The organism is Salibacter halophilus, assembly GCF_008806325.1.
Taxonomy (GTDB): domain Bacteria; phylum Bacteroidota; class Bacteroidia; order Flavobacteriales_G; family Salibacteraceae; genus Salibacter; species Salibacter halophilus.
The window spans coordinates 19823-36387 of the sequence record NZ_WACR01000013.1; the positions used below are offsets into that span (position 1 = coordinate 19823).

The following is a 16565-nucleotide window of genomic DNA, read 5'->3' on the forward strand; positions in this document are numbered from 1 at the left end:
ATCCACCTCGTTTAATGTGCGGTTTTTGCATGTTCATTGGCTGAATATCTCGCCACAACATTGGGAGTTGATGTTTTTTGTGTTTGCCGTTATTAAAAAAGGTTGTTAAATAGTTTTTTATTCTATTTTCGCTTGACTTCATAAATCAATTTTTCAGTATTCCTCTTCTCTTTTATTGCGTTATTGTGTGTTTTTGTTCGTTTTTAGAGTAATTAATTGACTCAAAAATAGCATAAATATGCGAAATAAGGTGTAGTATACTGATCGGTGTAGCTATAGATTTGCGAAAAATGACTTTTTATGGGTTCGAAAAATGAAAGCCCGAGTGATTTATTAATTGAAAGATTAAAGAAAGTTCGCAACGACAGAGGATTCTCCCAGGAGTATGTTGCCGATAAGCTCGACACAAGTGTAACATCCTATCAAAGACTCGAAGCCGGAAAGGTGAAGATTACTGTTGATCGACTTTTGCAGTTATCCTCGATTCTCAATGTCTCATTTAAGTATTTTGTCGATGACTTTATCGATGATGAAGTTGAAACTTCAACACTCAATGATGAGCAGGTTCCGTACGATAAAAAAAGCAGCAGAAAAATTCTCATCGAACTGGAAGTTGATGATGAGCTCGATAAAATTCTACGTGATAAAGTAAAAGAACAGTACAGTTCATAATATCTATTTATATCATCTGTTAGGTGAAGTTCTGAGAAAATAGACAAGGAGTACCGTCAGTTTGATTTAGCCATGCTCGAATGCAGATAGTACAAAAAAAGCCTCTCAATCAACCGATTAAGAGGTTTAATGCTTGAAGCTCAGTGAAGAGTTTGTCGGGGTGGCAGGATTGAATATCCTTTTACCCCTTAAGTGTTAGCAAACAAAACCCTGAGCTCGCTTCGCAGCGCTACTGGTCTTTTTTAATTCCTAAACCCTTGTGTAGTGGCACAGATGTTCAGCAATAAAAAAGCCCATTCGTTGGCACGAACAGGCTTTTATTTGTCGGGGTGGCAGGATTCGAACCTGCGACCTCCTGCTCCCAAAGCAGGCGCGATGACCGGGCTACGCTACACCCCGTTTCCGTCAAACGGATGGCAAAAGTAAACAACATTTTTACTTTCCCAAGTTCTTTAATGGAAGAATTCAACCTTTTTACAACTCTTCAATCACATTTTGCTGACTCAAAACTATTTAGAACTCTATTAAAATGTCTTATAGCTTTATTGACAAAAGTTAAATATGATTATCGGTATATGTTTATGATTTTTTATTTTTGACAAAAATCTGACAATCCATGAAGAAAGTATTAATAAGCGCTACAATAATTACAGCAACAATAGTTGCTTGTAACTCTGGTTCTGACCAAAAAGAAAGCGGAAAAGAAGAAAAAGCGAAGACGGAAACGAAAAAGAAGGAAGAAGCAGATCCGGTAGCTAAACAGGCTAAAGCTTACTTCAAGCAATTGCCTAAACCAGCTTCATTTGATAGACCAATAGCTAAACTCGGTAAAAAACTCTACTACGAAACAGATGTGAGTCTGTCGGGGGATATGAGTTGTAATTCTTGCCACATGCTAGATAATTATGGAGTGGATAACGAGCCAACTTCTCCCGGTCATGATGGTACGCGAGGAGAGCGAAATAGTCCAAGTGTTTACAATGCTTATTTCCATATCGCACAATTTTGGGACGGTAGAGCGGCAGATTTAAAAGAGCAGGCAAAAGGTCCGGTCCTCAACCCAATTGAAATGGGGATGAAGTCTAAAACGGATGTTGAAAGTGTACTTGGCGACAATGATGAGTATAAAAAGATGTTTGCTGAAGCTTTTCCTGACGACAAAAAACCGATCAACTTCGATAATATGGCTGAAGCTATTGCAGAGTTTGAAAAGACTCTCTCTACTCCGGCTCCTTTTGATGATTATCTCGGTGGAAAAAGTGATGCTTTGAGCAGCGCACAAAAAGAAGGACTTCAAACTTTCATCGAAACCGGTTGTACAACTTGTCACATGGGACCGGGGCTTGGCGGTCAGATGTATCAAAAATTCGGATTAGTTGAAGGTCCGTACTGGGAATACACCGGATCAGAGCACAAAGATGAAGGTCGTTTTGATGTTACTGGAAACGAAGGTGATAAATATTTCTTCAAAGTTCCATCACTCCGTAACGTTCACAAAACTGCTCCATATTTCCACGATGGAAGCGTTGCTGATCTTAACGAAGCGATTAAGATCATGGGAAAAACACAACTCGGTAAAGACTTAACTGAAAAACAGGTAGCCAGCATTTCAACTTTCCTCAAATCGTTGACTGGTGAAATTCCTGAGCACGCTTTACAGTCAGAACCGGCAACCGCTTCAATGTAAGTCTAAACGTTTTTCACAATATTTATCGAGCGCCTGTTCAATATTGAGCAGGCGCTTTTTTATGTTCTGATCTGCCTTTTTGTCTGTCATTTTTCAAATTGACTGACTTTTTTACCGTTTCTATCCCTGTAATCTCAATTGGTCTCGTATTTGACAATATCAGAGAAAAAAGTCAAATGAACTTCAATAACTTTACAATAAAAGCACAGGAAGCTGTACAGCAGGCACAGCAAATGGCTCAGGGAAATGGCCAGCAGGCTGTTGAAACGGGGCATTTACTGAAAGCCATGCTCGATGTTGACGAAAACGTAATACCGTTTTTACTCAAAAAAAATGCAGTCAATGAAGACACCTTCAGCAGAGCGATAGATAAGGTTGTAGAATCTTATCCCAAAGTTGAAGGCGGCAGCCTTTATCTCAGTCAGAACGCAGGAAAAGCTCTGAACAAAGCATCAGACCTCGCGAAGAAAAACGGAGACGAATACGTTTCGCTTGAACACGTATTCCTCGGATTGCTCAACGGATCTGACCAGGTTGCTTCAATGATGAAGGACAGTGGATTGAAATCTACTGATGTTGAAAAAGCGATTAACGAACTTAGAAAAGGAGAAAAAGTGAAAAGTCAGAGTGCTGAAGAAACATATAATGCATTAAATAAATACGCTATTCATCTGAATGAGCGTGCTAAAAACGGAAAACTGGATCCCGTAATCGGGCGTGACGAAGAAATTAGACGTGTACTTCAAATCTTGTCCAGGAGAACAAAAAACAACCCTATTTTAATCGGTGAGCCGGGAGTTGGTAAAACAGCTATTGCCGAAGGAATCGCACATCGTATTGTGAATGGTGACGTGCCTGAAAACCTCAAGTCTAAAGAGATTTTCTCACTCGATATGGGTGCGCTTGTAGCCGGTGCCAAGTACAAAGGTGAATTTGAGGAGCGACTCAAAGCTGTGGTAAAAGAAGTGACAAAGAGCGATGGAAATATCGTTTTGTTCATAGATGAAATCCACACATTGGTCGGAGCCGGTGGAGGCGAAGGCGCAATGGATGCAGCGAACATTTTGAAACCCGCATTGGCGCGTGGTGAGCTCCGTGCAATAGGTGCCACAACTTTAGGAGAGTATCAAAAGTACTTTGAGAAAGACAAAGCTCTTGAAAGAAGATTCCAAACGATTGTAGTTGATGAGCCAAATACTGATGATGCTATTTCCATCTTGCGTGGTATCAAGGAAAAATATGAAACACACCACAAGGTAAGGATCAAAGACGAGGCGATTATCTCAGCTGTAGAACTCAGTGAGCGATACATCACTGACCGTTTCCTTCCGGATAAAGCGATCGACTTAATCGATGAGGCTTCATCAAAGATGCGCATGGAAATCAACTCGATGCCGGCTGAACTCGATGAAGTTGAACGTAAAATTCGTCAGCTCGAAATTGAGCGCGAGGCAATCAAGCGTGAAAAAGATGATAAGAAGCTCGAAAAATTATCGAAGGATATTTCAGAATTGAGCGAAGAGCGCAATTCACTCAAAGCTCAATGGGAGAGTGAGAAAGAAGTGATTGAAGGCTTGCAAAAAGTCAAGGAGGACATTGAGAAATACAAGCTAGAAGCAAACCGGGCAGAGCGTGAAGGCGACTTTGGTAAAGTGGCCGAGTTGCGCTACGGTAAAATCAATGAACTTCAGGAGCAGTTGAAAGAGTACGAGTCTAAGGTTGCAGATTTACGCGAAAAAGGATCAGCTCTTATCAAAGAGGAAGTAGATGCTGAGGATATTGCTGAGGTAGTTTCGAAATGGTCTGGAGTACCGGTGAGCAAAATGCTACAAAGCGAACGCGAAAAGTTGCTCCACCTCGAAGATGAATTGCACAAACGTGTAATTGGTCAGGAGGAAGCAATCGAAGCTGTTTCTGATGCGGTTCGCAGATCACGATCAGGATTACAGGATGAGGATAGACCAATTGGTTCGTTCCTGTTCCTGGGTACGACTGGTGTTGGTAAAACAGAGCTGGCCAAAGCACTTGCCGAGTTCTTATTCGACACTGAAAATGCCATTACACGAATCGATATGAGTGAGTACCAGGAGCGTCATGCTGTATCCAGATTGGTGGGAGCGCCTCCCGGATATGTAGGCTACGATGAAGGTGGTCAGCTCACTGAGGCTGTCCGCAGGAAACCGTACTCAGTAGTGCTGCTAGATGAAATTGAAAAAGCACACCCAGATGTGTTCAACATCTTGCTGCAGGTACTCGATGATGGCCGATTGACTGATAACAAAGGTCGTGTCGCGAACTTCAAGAACACGATCATTATCATGACATCGAACCTCGGTTCTGACATTATCAAGCAGAGTTTTGAGAACCTGAATGATACGAATGAAGAAGAACTCTTTGAACAAACGAAGAACGAGTTGTTGGCTTATGTTCGTCAGAACCTGAAGCCAGAGTTCCTTAACAGGATTGATGAAACCATCATGTTTACACCGCTCAGCAAAAGCGATGTGCTCGATATAGTGAAATTGCAATTTGCTCACATTCAGAACCGGGTGAAAAAGCAAAACATCACCATCTCCGCAACTGATGAGGTGTTGGAAAAACTCGCCAGCCGTGGATTCGATCCGCAATTTGGTGCACGCCCCATCAAGCGATTGATGCAAAAGGAGATACTGAATACACTCTCGAAAGAGATACTGGCTAATAAAATTCAGGCAGGTGATAAAGCCGTGCTCGATGAATTTGATGACCGATTTGTATTCAGGAAACCTATCGAGAAAGATCAAATTTCAACAGAAGAAGAATAAGAGAAAGGCCGGATCCCCCGGCCTTTTTATTTTGCCCTAATTTCCAGTGACTTATTTTGCAACTGGATAAATAATCACTAATTTTGCACCTCCTTTCCAAAAGGAAGGGGCTGTTTAATGCGGAAACAGCTGAAGTTAAATTACTTGCAGATACCGCAAACTGCAATACAAATCGAGGCCATTCATGGCAGAAGAGAAAAAAGAAGCTGCTGAAAACAAAGAAGCAGCAAAAACCGAAGCGGCACAGGAGTCTGCTTCTAAAACTCCTGAAACCAAAGCTGATTCTAAAGCTGAGGAAAAATCAACTGAAAAATTTGAGCCAAAGGCTGAAACAAAAACCGAAGCGAAAAAAGCTGAGAAGGTTGACGTGGATGCTGAAACGGAAAAATCAGAACCTGAAGACAAAGGCGGCAACGCTAAAGCTTCTGGATCTGACAGTGAACCGGTTGATTACGACAAGGTTGAGCCATTAGACGATTTCGACTGGAGTAAACTCGGAAAGCAAAAAGAGATTTACTCTGAAGATGAAGTTTCTGAGATGGATGAAGAGTACAGCAAAACGCTTACTTCTATCGCAGAACACGAAGTTGTTGAAGGAACAATCGTTTCTCTCGGTAAAAAAGAAGCTGTAATCAACATCGGTTACAAATCTGAAGGAATTGTTCAAACATCTGAATTCCGTTACGATCCTGATCTTAAGGTTGGTGACAAAGTAGATGTTTACGTTGAAAGTCTTGAAGATAAAGAAGGACAGCTCGTTCTTTCTCACAAAAAAGCGCGTACACTTAGCGCATGGGAGAAAGTTAACAAAGCGAAAGAAAACGATGAAATCATCAAAGGATACGTTAAATGTCGTACTAAAGGTGGTCTTATCGCTGATGTATTTGGACTTGAAGCTTTCCTTCCGGGTTCTCAAATTGACGTGAAGCCAATTCGCGACTACGATCAGTTTGTGAACAAGACAATGGATTTCAAGGTTGTGAAAATCAACCACGAATTCAAAAACGTTGTTGTATCACACAAAGCATTGATTGAAGCTGAGCTAGAACAGCAAAAAGCTGAGATCATGACGAAACTAGAAAAAGGTCAGGTACTTGAAGGTACTGTTAAAAATATCACTTCTTACGGTGTATTTATCGACCTTGGTGGAGTTGATGGTCTTATCCACATTACAGATCTTTCATGGGGTCGTATCAACCACCCTGAGGAAGTTGTGGAACTCGATCAAAAACTCAATGTTGTTATCCTCGACTTTGATGATTCGAAGAAACGCATTGCACTTGGTCTAAAACAACTTCAGTCTCACCCATGGGATAACCTTGATGAAAACCTCAAAGTAGGCGACAAAGTAAAAGGTAAAGTAGTAGTACTTGCTGATTACGGTGCTTTCGTTGAAATTCAGCCAGGTGTTGAAGGTCTTATCCACGTTTCTGAAATGAGCTGGTCACAACACTTGCGCACAGCGCAGGACTTCTTTAAAGTTGGTGACGAAGTAGAGGCTGTTATCATGACGCTCGATCGCGAAGAGCGTAAGATGTCGCTTTCAACTCGCAGACTCACTCCAGATCCATGGGAGAATATCGAAGAAAAATATCCTGTTGAATCTAAGCATAAAGGTAAAGTTACCAACCTTTCAAACTTCGGTGTGTTCGTTGAACTCGAAGAAGGAATTGACGGATTGGTACACATTTCTGACCTTTCTTGGAGCAAGAAAATCAATCACCCAACGGAATTCTGTAAAGTTGGTGACGAGCTAGAAGTAGTTGTTCTCGAAATCGATAAGGACAACCGCAGACTATCACTCGGTCACAAACAACTCGAAGAAAACCCATGGGATGTATTCGAAACTGTGTTCACTGAAGGATCAGTTCACCAGGGTACTGTAATTTCTAAGAATGATAAAGGATTCATCGTTTCACTTCCTTACGGAGTTGAAGGATTCTGCCCAACACGTCACGCTAACAAAGAAGACGGTGGCAAAATCAATATCGATGATACTTTAGATTTCGAAATCCTCGAATTCAACAAAGAAGCGAAGAAAATTATCATCTCGCATGGTAAACTTCACGATGATGTTGATGAGAGTAAAAGCAGTGGCGGTGGAGCCAAGAAGAAACCTTCTGGCGCCAGAAAAGCTACACGTCAACAAATCAAGTCGCACAATGACAAAGGAGAAAGAACCACTCTTGGTGATCTCGATGCATTGAGTGATTTGAAACAAAAAATGGAAAATGGCGATGACGAGAAATAGATAGTCGCTCTTCTATAAATTTTGAAACCGCTCCAATTTTCGGAGCGGTTTTTTTATACCTAAAAAATTACATGTATAAACAAATAATTACTAAATTTGGTTATATCAAAAACAGAATGATATGAGTACCAAAAATGACAGGAGAAGTTTTTTGAGTAAACTCACGGTCGGAACCACAGCCGTGTTAACGTGGCCGTTTTCAGGAGTAACTCGTTCTGGATTTGTCAACGATCAAAAATCAGTAGATGTGAACCCGATAAGAAACATAAAACCGCTAGGATTTAACTGGGAAACGCCAAACCCGTTTCTCTTTTGTGTACACCATGATGACCAATTTCCACAGGGAAATGAAAATATGGGACCCGATAAGGAACTGCTCAAAGGTAGGGATATCGGAAACGACTTCATCATTAAAGATGGGTTCCGAATGTATCACGGAACAAAAGTACCCGGATTTCCGGGACATCCGCACCGCGGATTTGAAACCATAACGCTCGTTCGTGAGGGATTAATCGACCATGCTGATTCACTGGGTGCTGCTGGTCGTTATGGATTTGGTGACGTTCAATGGATGACAGCCGGAGAAGGAGTACAACACTCTGAGATGTTTCCGCTCATTAATGAAGATAAGGAAAACCCGCTCGAACTATTTCAAATATGGTTGAATCTACCGCGAAAAAGCAAAATGGTAAAGCCACATTTTAAAATGATGTGGAAAGAAGATCAGTCGAAATACTCTGCTCGCGATGAAAATGGCAATAAGATTAAAGCTGAAGTTATTGCCGGTAAGCTCGGAGATGTTAAAGCTCCGGCACCACCACCTGATTCATGGGCAGCAGATGAAAACAATCACGTTGGAGTTTGGAACATTGTCCTCAACCCAAACGCTAAATGGACATTACCAAAAGCACCAAAAGGCGTAAACCGCACTGTTTATTTCTATGTAGGTAAAAGCATCACAGTAGCAGGAAAAGAGATTCCACGCTATCACTCAATCGAGGTTGAGCCAGATGTCGATTTGCCAATTATTAACCACGATCACGTGTCACGTATACTTGTTTTACAGGGCCGCCCGATCGATGAGCCGGTTATTCAGTATGGTCCGTTTGTGATGAATTCCAAGGAAGAAATCCAGCAAGCATTTAAAGATTACCAACAAACACAATTTGGAGGATGGCCATGGCCGCGCAGAGATCAGGTTCATGATCGCAATGAAGGAAGATTTGCGATCCATGCTGATGGCCGCAAAGAAGTTAAGGGGTAAACGAAAATTTATATTAGAAAATGAGGAGTGCTGAAATATTCAGGATTCCTCTTTTTTTTACAAAGATTTCACTTCAAAATCAGCGATCACAGGCAAGTGATCACTAACGATTCGCATTCTGCCGGGCTCAAAAGGCTTGTAGATCTTAGCAGAACTATCGATCAATGATTTCTCCATGCTGCTGTTGTAAAGAATGTAATCCAATCTCCTTTGAGGTTGATCAGAAGGGTGAGAGTAAACAGAGTCACCTAACGGATCAAAGAGCTGTGTGCGTTTTGTTCCCTGTTTGAGCAGCTCCAGCTCTTTACTGTCTGGATAGGCGTTGAAATCACCTAGAACAACAAGGTTTTCGCGTTTGTTGATCTTTGTCAACTGTTTCATCTGGTAGTTCAAAAAATCAATCTGACCGGCACGAGTAGCGATATCTCGGTTATCTCTTCCGGCTTTTAAATGTAAACCGGTAATCACGACAGATTTCTTCTGAGTGGGCCAAACGCGGCAACTCCACATGCGTGTATTGATATTGATCTGTGTTTCTTTGCGCTCTTTCCCTTTTTCGTCAACATACTCAACCGGAGTGTATACATTCCCATAACCGTACATTACACCCAGCGGAACTTTGCTCATGATCACAACATTCATGTACCAACCCAAACTTTCATAATCGGCAAAGAATTGATAATCGTGTTCCTGATCGAGTTCACCCATCAATTTTTCGAGATACTGGGCACTCTCAAATTCCTGAAGTACTACAACATCTGCGTCTGATTTTAGAATAGCCTCAATGAAAAGAGCCTTTTTCTCAGGTGCAACTGACGGATTATTTTCTTTGTAGGCATCAGTGTAAGGAGAATCGTATTCATCGACAAAATGCTCCACATTCCAGGTCATGATGCGCAGTTCATCACCAACCGGATTTTTGTAATCCATGGGCAAAGCAGCCTGATTCGGTAACATTTCAATTTGTGAGCAACCCAGCAACGAACCGAGTGCAAACAAAACCAATAACTTGTATGAAAGAGAGAGCAATTTCATCTGAGAATAGAAATTAAAAAAGGCAGCTTTGAGCTGCCCTGCTATTTTTAGAATTTTTCGAAACGTGAAAAGAAGAAGCTTCCTTCAATCTGTGCATTTTCATCACTGTCAGAACCGTGAACCGCGTTCTCAGCTTTTGACGTAGCGTATTTTTTGCGGATAGTTCCTTCAGCAGCTTCGCTTGGATCAGTTGCACCGATCAACTCACGGAAGTCAGCTACAGCGTTGTCTTTTTCCAAAATTGCAGCAACGATAGGACCTGAACACATGTAGTCAACTAACTCACCGTAAAATGGACGCTCTTTGTGTACTGCGTAAAATTCACCAGCCTGGTCTTTGTTCAATTGCGTTTTTTTGAGCGCAACAATTCTAAAACCAGCCTCATTAATCATCTGTAAAATGTTTCCAATATGCCCTGCTTCTACTGCTTCGGGCTTGATCATTGTAAATGTGGTTGTACCAGCCATTGTTAATAATTTTCTTGTTCAATTTCGCTGCAAAAGTAGCATTATTGTTACTATTAACCTTTCCTTTGTTTTATCTAATTTTAAAATAAAAATTTTGACAGAAGGCGATTATTTACATTTACACGATATACTCAACAAACCGCAAAAAATTGCGATCACCATGCACAAGAGTCCTGACGGTGATGCCGTTGGATCTGCTCTCGGTTTGTTTCACTACCTCAAGCTTATCGGTCAGCAGGAAGTTACAATCGTAGCACCTGATCCGTATCCTAATTTTTTGAACTGGCTGCCCGGAAGTGATGAAATCATGGTTTACACTGAGCAGGAAGAAGAAGCAAAATCTGCGCTCAAAAAGGCAGAATACATCTTCAGCCTCGATTACAACAATCTCAAACGTACCGGTGATCTGACCGAAATACTAGAAGACAGCGATGCTTGTTTTATCATGGTTGATCATCACCAGGAGCCTGATGAGTTTGCGGAGTTTGTATTGAGTAAAACGAGTGCTTCTTCAACGGCTGAGTTGATTTACGAACTCATCAAGAATCTCGAATTTGATCAAAAATTGACGCTCAACTCTGCCCAGGCACTTTACACCGGGATTTTGACTGATACAGGCGGATTTAGATTTAATTCTACTTCAGCTAAAACGCACCGAATTGCAGCTGAGTTTATCGATATTGGACTCAAACCACACGTTGTTTATGACCGCGTTTTTGATCAAAACAAGTTGTCAAAACTCAAGTTGATGGGGTACGTTCTCAACGATAAGCTCAAACTAGTGGAGGAAAATGCAGCTTACTTCGCTTTATCGCAGGATGAGTTAAACGCTTACGATTATCAAAAAGGCGATACTGAGGGTCTTGTGAATTACGGACTCAGCATAAAAGGTGTTGTTTTTTCAACATTTATGCGTGAGAGTAGTGAAGGATTTATCAAACTTTCATTTAGGTCAAAGGGGGATTTTGACGTCAATAAATTTGCTCGCGAACATTTTGAAGGTGGTGGTCACATCAATGCTGCGGGAGGAAAGAGTGATCTTTCTCTTCAGGAAACTATCGATAAACTGGAAGCGTTAATCAAAGAAGTTAAACTGGAACTTTCTCAAAATGCGTAGCCTCATCTTTTTGTTTCTGTTATCTGCGATTTTCAGTTGCAACTCCAACTCAAAGTCATCTGAAAATAAGTTGGTAAATGCCGATAAAAAGGATTTTACAAAAGAGGAGTTGTTGGAAATCAACCGCGAACGTGAGATGGTTGAGTTCAAGCTGATTGAAAAATACATCGAGCGAAGAGGATGGGAGATGGAAAGATCAGGATCAGGACTTTTTTATTCCGTTTATGATTCGGCATCAACTCCCGGACCCAAAGCAACAGAAAAGAGAGTGGCAACGATTGAATACGTTGTGTCATTACTCAACGGAGATACCGTTTATACCAGCGAAGAGGACGGTTTAAAAGAATTTGTCATCGGGATGGATCACGTTGAAAACGGCTTGCATGAGGGGATTACCTACATGCGGGTTGGTGATAGGGCACGTTTTATTATTCCGCCCCGTTTAGCTCACGGTTTGGCTGGTGACAGAAAGAAAATTCCAATGCACTCATCAATTGTTTACGATGTTAAACTGGTGTCGCTTAAGTAGTTTGATCGTTCTTGTGTTGCTCACATTTGGCTGCCAAAAGCACGAAATGGACGGGAGCTCAATAACTGCGAGCGGGCTCGAATACAAGATTCACTCTTTCTCTGATACTCGTGATTCAGCCCGGGATAATCAATGGATCGGCATTCGCTACAAAGCTGAAACAATCAACGGAGATGTCATTCAGAACCCGGATTCTATCACTGTCATTCCATATCAAACTTATGTGGATACCGGAATTATGGAAGCGCTATCATTGTTGTATTTAGGTGATAGCGCAAGCTTTGTCATGCCTGGGCGCAGGTTGAGACCACTTGGCATTTCAAGCAGTGCACCAAAAGTGAAATTGACATTGAGCTTCAAAGAAATATTTTCACCTGAAGAATACCAGTTTTCAAAGCAATATCCCGGATTATTACAGTTAATTCCTGATTCTAATCAGCAGCACATTATTTCGATGGTCAGATCCAAATCTATAGCTGACTATCGTGTGACAAGCGGAATTCACGCTTTTTGGTTGAAAGAAAATCATCAAGGCAAAAGAGCAATTGCAGGTAAACGAGTGGTGATTGATTATGAAGGATTCACGACAGAAGAAAAACTCTTTGACAGCACTGTAAAGCGATCAGAGCCGTTTGATTTTGAGTTAGGCTTACAGGGACAGGTTCTCCGCGGAATTGAAATTCTACTCCAACAGATGCGAGAAGGTGAAGAAGTGTTGGCGGTGATTCCGCCCGAATTAGCATTTCAAAACGGCTCAAGTGATGGAACGATTCCGCCAAACACCGTTGTAATGTACAATGTGAAATTGCGAAAAGTATTTGACAATGAAACAGCAGACGCTACTACTTCTCTTTAGTTTCTTCTTCATGATTGGTTGTAACAACAGCCAGACTAACAAAAACGGTTCAGGAAATGAAAACGAAGGTGAGCCAGTTAAAGGCTCTGACCGTGAAACAGAATACACTGTTCTTGATAGTTCGGGATTGATGTATAAAACGCTTGAAAAAGGGAAAGGCGAAAAAATTGATTCTGGAGATGTTGTAATCTTTCATTACAAAGGAAGGCCACAAAATGATGATCGTTTTTTCAGCAATACTTTTCAGTCTGGAAGCCCTTCACAAATGGAGGTTGGGCAGGTTCAAATGGTTGACGGGATGAACCGGTTTTTCCCTCATTCCAGAGAAGGAGGAAGGTATATTTTGAAAGTGCCATCTCACCTCGGGTTTGGAAATAAGATTGTGATGCGTGTCCCGTCAAACTCAGATTTACACTACGAAATTCAGGTGCTGGGAAAAAAGAAATCGGTTGCTCCACTCGATACTGCCGGAGCTGAAGAATTGATTACTAATTCAGGACTGAAAATTTATAAGGTTAGCTCAGGAGGCGGTGCCAGGCCAGCTCCCGGAGATCTCGTCAAGATTCACTACAACGGTTATTTCAAAAATGGGCTCAAATTCGATTCGTCTTATGACAGGGATAAGCCTCTGGTTTTTAACCTCGGTAAGGGACAGGTTGTTCGCGGATTGGATGAAGCGGTGTCAATGATGAGACAAGGCGATCAATGGAGAGTTGTCATTCCTTCTTATCTCGGCTATGGAGAGCAGGGGAAAGGTGTTGTAGGTCCAGATAAAGACCTGATTTTTGATGTGAAACTGATCGATTTTAAGAAGCCTGAATAAGAAAAACAGCGGGCTGTTTGTTGAAGTCTGGCGTTTTGTTTTTCCATTCTGACACCGTTTTGGTCATAATCTTTTCCTGATCAGTTGTGATGTTAGCTGCCACGCAAACATGAGTTTTTGGACCGCACGTTTCCACGATGCTTTTTATCATTTGATTATTCCTGTACGGAGTCTCGATGAAAATTTGTGTTTGATGATGCCTGCTGCTCAACCGCTCAAGCTCAAGTAGCTTTTGTTTTCTGTCTTTTTCATCTCGCGGTAGATAACCGTGAAAAGTAAAAGACTGCCCGTTGAGTCCGCTCGCCATCAATGCCAATAGAATAGAAGAGGGACCGACAAAAGGAACCACCTTTATCTTATTTTCGTGAGCCATTTTCACGAGCAAACTTCCGGGATCAGCAACTGCAGGAGCTCCGGCTTCAGAGAGCATTCCCACATCTTTACCCATTAAAAGTTCCTGTAAAATCTCAAGAACATCATCTTCGCTCGATTTTTTGTTGAGAATGAAAAACGAAGTGCTGTCAATATCGCGATCTCTATTCACTTTTTTGAGAAATCTGCGAGCTGTTTTCACTTTTTCAACCGCAAAACAGTTGAGTTCATCAATTTTGGTCAGAACCTCACCTGGCAGGGAAGTCTCCAGTTTTCCAGGGCCAAGAGTAGTTGGTATGAGATAGAGTGTTCCTTTATTCATCCTCGATTCTGTTTAGGAGATTGTCAGATGCAGCATCCAACAACTTGAAAACGTGCTCAAAACCGTCTTCATGACCAAAATAAGGATCGGGAACACTCAGGTTTTCGCCATCGATCTCTGATAAGAAGAACTTCACCTTTTTGCGCTCTGACCGATCTTTTGCCTGAGCAATAATGTCGTTGTAATTATTCTCATCCATCGCAAAGATTTCATCGTATTCCTCAAAGTCTGATGGAATGAATTGTCTGCCTTTTAAATCGCTGATATCGTAACCGTAGCTTTTCATTTTCTCCTGGGCACGATTATCAGGTGACTCATCAACATGGAAATTACTGGTGCCGGCACTTTCAATTTCCAATTCGATACCGCGTTTTTGAGACTTGTCGCGAAGCAAACCGTGAGCCATTGGAGAGCGGCATATATTTCCTAAACAAACAACGAGAATCTTCTTCATAGGGCGAAAATAAAAAAGGAACCGCAATGCAGTTCCTTTTATCCAATAACAATGCAGTAATTAATTACTGTATAGAGATTTTCTTTTCAAGGTCGTCAATGTAGTTTCTAAAGCGCTTATCTGTATCGATAAGGTTGTTGACTGTTTTGCAGGCGTGCAATACAGTAGCGTGATCTTTCCCGCCACAGTGAGCACCGATGTTTGCCAATGACGATTTAGTCATTTGCTTGGCAAAGAACATCGCAATTTGACGAGCCTGAACAACTTCTCTCTTGCGCGTTTTAGATTTCAGTAGTTCAATTGGTAGGTTGAAGTAATCGCATACAACTTTTTGTATGTAATCGATTGAAACTTCTCTAGCCGTGTTTTTCACAAACTTGTCAATCATCTCCTTGGCCAAATCGAGTGTAATCGATTTTTTGTTGAGTGACGATTGTGCGATAAGTGAAATTAGCGCACCTTCAAGTTCGCGAATATTACTGGTAATGCTGTATGCAAGATACTCAACAACTTCGTTAGGAAGCTCTATTCCTTCAGTGTACATCTTCTTTTGAAGGATAGCAATTCGCGTTTCGAGTGACGGAACCTGTAGATCAGCACTCAATCCCCATTTGAAACGCGATAACAAACGTTGTTCAATGCCCTGCATTTCAACCGGAGGTTTATCAGCTGTTAAAACTAACTGCTTACCGGTTTGGTGCAAATGGTTAAAAATGTGGAAGAAAACATCTTGTGTCTTTTCCTTTCCGGCAAAGAATTGCACATCGTCAATGATGAGTACATCAATCATTTGGTAGAAGTGCACAAAATCATTTTGTGTGTTATTCCTTACCGAGTCGATAAACTGCTGAGTGAATTTCTCTGAAGAAACGTAAAGAACAGTTTTGTTGGGATGATTATTCTTAATCTCGATCCCAATAGCGTGTGCCAAATGTGTTTTACCCAAGCCAACGCCTCCATAAATAAGTAATGGATTGAAAGCAGTTCCTCCTGGCTTGCTAGCTACTGCATAGCCTGCACTCCTGGCCAAACGGTTGCATTCACCTTCTACAAAATTCTCAAAAGAATAGTTTGGATTGAGTTGTGATTCAACAACAACTTTCTTCAACCCCGGTATGATGAATGGATTCTTGATTCCTTTATTTCCACCAACTTCATAAGGCATGGAAACAGAGGGATTTTTCACGGCACTCTTATTTGTAGTGGGAACTTTTACAGACAACGATTTGTTGTTGTTCTTGTAATTGTTCTCCATGATGATAGAGTACTCGAGTGAACCATTAGGACCCAGTTCTTTTTTAATGGTTTTCTTGAGTAGAGTGATATAGTGCTCTTCTAACCATTCATAAAAAAACTGACTTGGAACTTGAATTGTTAACGTGCTCCCTTTTTGATTGAGAGGCTTGATTGGCTCGAACCATGTTTTGAAGCTCTGGTGACTAACATTATCCTTGATAATAGACAAGCAATTGTTCCAGACCTCCTCGTGTGGTTTACTCATTACGCTAACAGTTATTAAATTAATAAATCGTTTAACTTAAACACCAAAGGAAAATTGTTAACGTCTCTCCTGACAGTTTAGGGTAGGTTAAAGACTTTTTGTTCCGTTTGATGCAAGACAAAAATTTTAAGAAAAAAGTGAAAAAAAAAACCGAATGTGGGTTGTAATTCAAGTTTTTTTTACTCCGTGTTTTGCCTCTCAATTTAAAGAAAAAAACGAGACTACAAAAGGTTTAGAGCTTAGAGTTCACGCGGTTTTTTGATATTTTTTCTTTTCTTAACAACAGTTCCTTTGATGCTCAGTAGATTGGTGACTTTTGACTTTGTTTCAACAAATTTGAAAATTCTGTGTATAACCTCTATTTACCCAATTTTTGACGATTACATATACAAAAATTAGTATGTGAAAATT

Annotated in this window: 14 protein-coding genes and 1 tRNA gene; 9 read left to right on the top strand and 6 right to left on the bottom strand. The window is 41.1% G+C overall.

The features are described from left to right. Positions 1–300 precede the first annotated feature (300 nt). Positions 301–672 carry a helix-turn-helix domain-containing protein gene (locus F3059_RS12925; protein WP_151169954.1) on the top strand — a complete coding sequence of 124 codons (372 nt, stop codon included), beginning with the start codon at positions 301–303 and terminating at the stop codon, positions 670–672. Between the two features lie 324 nt (positions 673–996). Here F3059_RS12925 and F3059_RS12930 read toward each other — a convergent pair. Next, positions 997–1071 (bottom strand) — tRNA-Pro (locus tag F3059_RS12930). Between the two features lie 217 nt (positions 1072–1288). Between F3059_RS12930 and F3059_RS12935 the strand changes: the two genes are divergently transcribed. The 4 genes from F3059_RS12935 to F3059_RS12950 all read left to right on the top strand — a co-directional run bounded on the left by F3059_RS12935 (position 1289) and on the right by F3059_RS12950 (position 8678). Further along, positions 1289–2359 (top strand): cytochrome-c peroxidase, encoded by a 1071-nt coding sequence (locus tag F3059_RS12935; protein ID WP_151169956.1) that lies wholly within the window; start codon positions 1289–1291, stop codon positions 2357–2359. Positions 2360–2535: 176 nt separating this feature from the next. Then, positions 2536–5163, top strand: coding sequence for an ATP-dependent chaperone ClpB (gene clpB / locus F3059_RS12940; protein WP_151169958.1), 2628 nt, complete (start codon positions 2536–2538; stop codon positions 5161–5163). 184 nt (positions 5164–5347) lie between these two features. Continuing rightward, on the top strand, positions 5348–7414 hold the full coding sequence (gene rpsA / locus F3059_RS12945; RefSeq protein ID WP_151169961.1) for a 30S ribosomal protein S1: 2067 nt from the start codon (positions 5348–5350) through the stop codon (positions 7412–7414). A gap of 121 nt (positions 7415–7535) precedes the next feature. Further along, positions 7536–8678: a pirin family protein gene (locus F3059_RS12950; protein ID WP_151169963.1), complete on the top strand. Its 1143-nt coding sequence runs from the start codon at positions 7536–7538 to the stop codon at positions 8676–8678. Positions 8679–8735: 57 nt separating this feature from the next. On the opposite strand, the gene F3059_RS12955 is transcribed toward F3059_RS12950, so the two are convergent. Further along, on the bottom strand, positions 8736–9713 hold the full coding sequence (locus F3059_RS12955; RefSeq protein WP_151169965.1) for an endonuclease/exonuclease/phosphatase family protein: 978 nt from the start codon (positions 9711–9713) through the stop codon (positions 8736–8738). Positions 9714–9760: 47 nt separating this feature from the next. Next, on the bottom strand, positions 9761–10180 hold the full coding sequence (locus F3059_RS12960) for a nucleoside-diphosphate kinase (protein WP_151169967.1): 420 nt from the start codon (positions 10178–10180) through the stop codon (positions 9761–9763). Positions 10181–10274: 94 nt separating this feature from the next. Here F3059_RS12960 and F3059_RS12965 point away from each other — a divergent pair, with 94 nt between their 5' ends. From F3059_RS12965 to F3059_RS12980, 4 genes are read left to right on the top strand one after another with little or no spacing between them, the layout of a single operon-like run. Continuing rightward, a complete protein-coding gene (locus tag F3059_RS12965) occupies positions 10275–11297 on the top strand; it encodes a DHH family phosphoesterase (RefSeq protein ID WP_223274620.1) in 1023 nt (340 codons plus the stop codon). After that, positions 11290–11826: an FKBP-type peptidyl-prolyl cis-trans isomerase gene (locus tag F3059_RS12970; RefSeq protein WP_151169969.1), complete on the top strand. Its 537-nt coding sequence runs from the start codon at positions 11290–11292 to the stop codon at positions 11824–11826. The genes F3059_RS12965 and F3059_RS12970 overlap by 8 nt, the downstream gene beginning before the upstream one ends. A gap of 46 nt (positions 11827–11872) precedes the next feature. After that, complete coding sequence (locus tag F3059_RS12975; protein WP_170265180.1) at positions 11873–12682, top strand: FKBP-type peptidyl-prolyl cis-trans isomerase; 810 nt, start codon at positions 11873–11875, stop codon at positions 12680–12682. Further along, the gene (locus tag F3059_RS12980) at positions 12651–13505 is read left to right on the top strand and encodes an FKBP-type peptidyl-prolyl cis-trans isomerase (protein ID WP_151169973.1); all 855 of its coding nucleotides are present in this window, start codon (positions 12651–12653) and stop codon (positions 13503–13505) included. Before F3059_RS12975 ends, F3059_RS12980 begins: the two co-directional genes overlap by 32 nt. Here F3059_RS12980 and F3059_RS12985 read toward each other — a convergent pair. From F3059_RS12985 to dnaA, 3 genes are all read right to left on the bottom strand, one after another. After that, positions 13489–14199 (bottom strand): SAM-dependent methyltransferase, encoded by a 711-nt coding sequence (locus tag F3059_RS12985; RefSeq protein WP_151169975.1) that lies wholly within the window; start codon positions 14197–14199, stop codon positions 13489–13491. The genes F3059_RS12980 and F3059_RS12985 overlap by 17 nt on opposite strands. Then, a complete protein-coding gene (locus tag F3059_RS12990) occupies positions 14192–14653 on the bottom strand; it encodes a low molecular weight protein-tyrosine-phosphatase (RefSeq protein WP_151169977.1) in 462 nt (153 codons plus the stop codon). The genes F3059_RS12985 and F3059_RS12990 overlap by 8 nt, the downstream gene beginning before the upstream one ends. A gap of 64 nt (positions 14654–14717) precedes the next feature. Continuing rightward, positions 14718–16154 carry a chromosomal replication initiator protein DnaA gene (dnaA, locus tag F3059_RS12995; protein WP_151169979.1) on the bottom strand — a complete coding sequence of 479 codons (1437 nt, stop codon included), beginning with the start codon at positions 16152–16154 and terminating at the stop codon, positions 14718–14720. Positions 16155–16565: the final 411 nt, after the last annotated feature.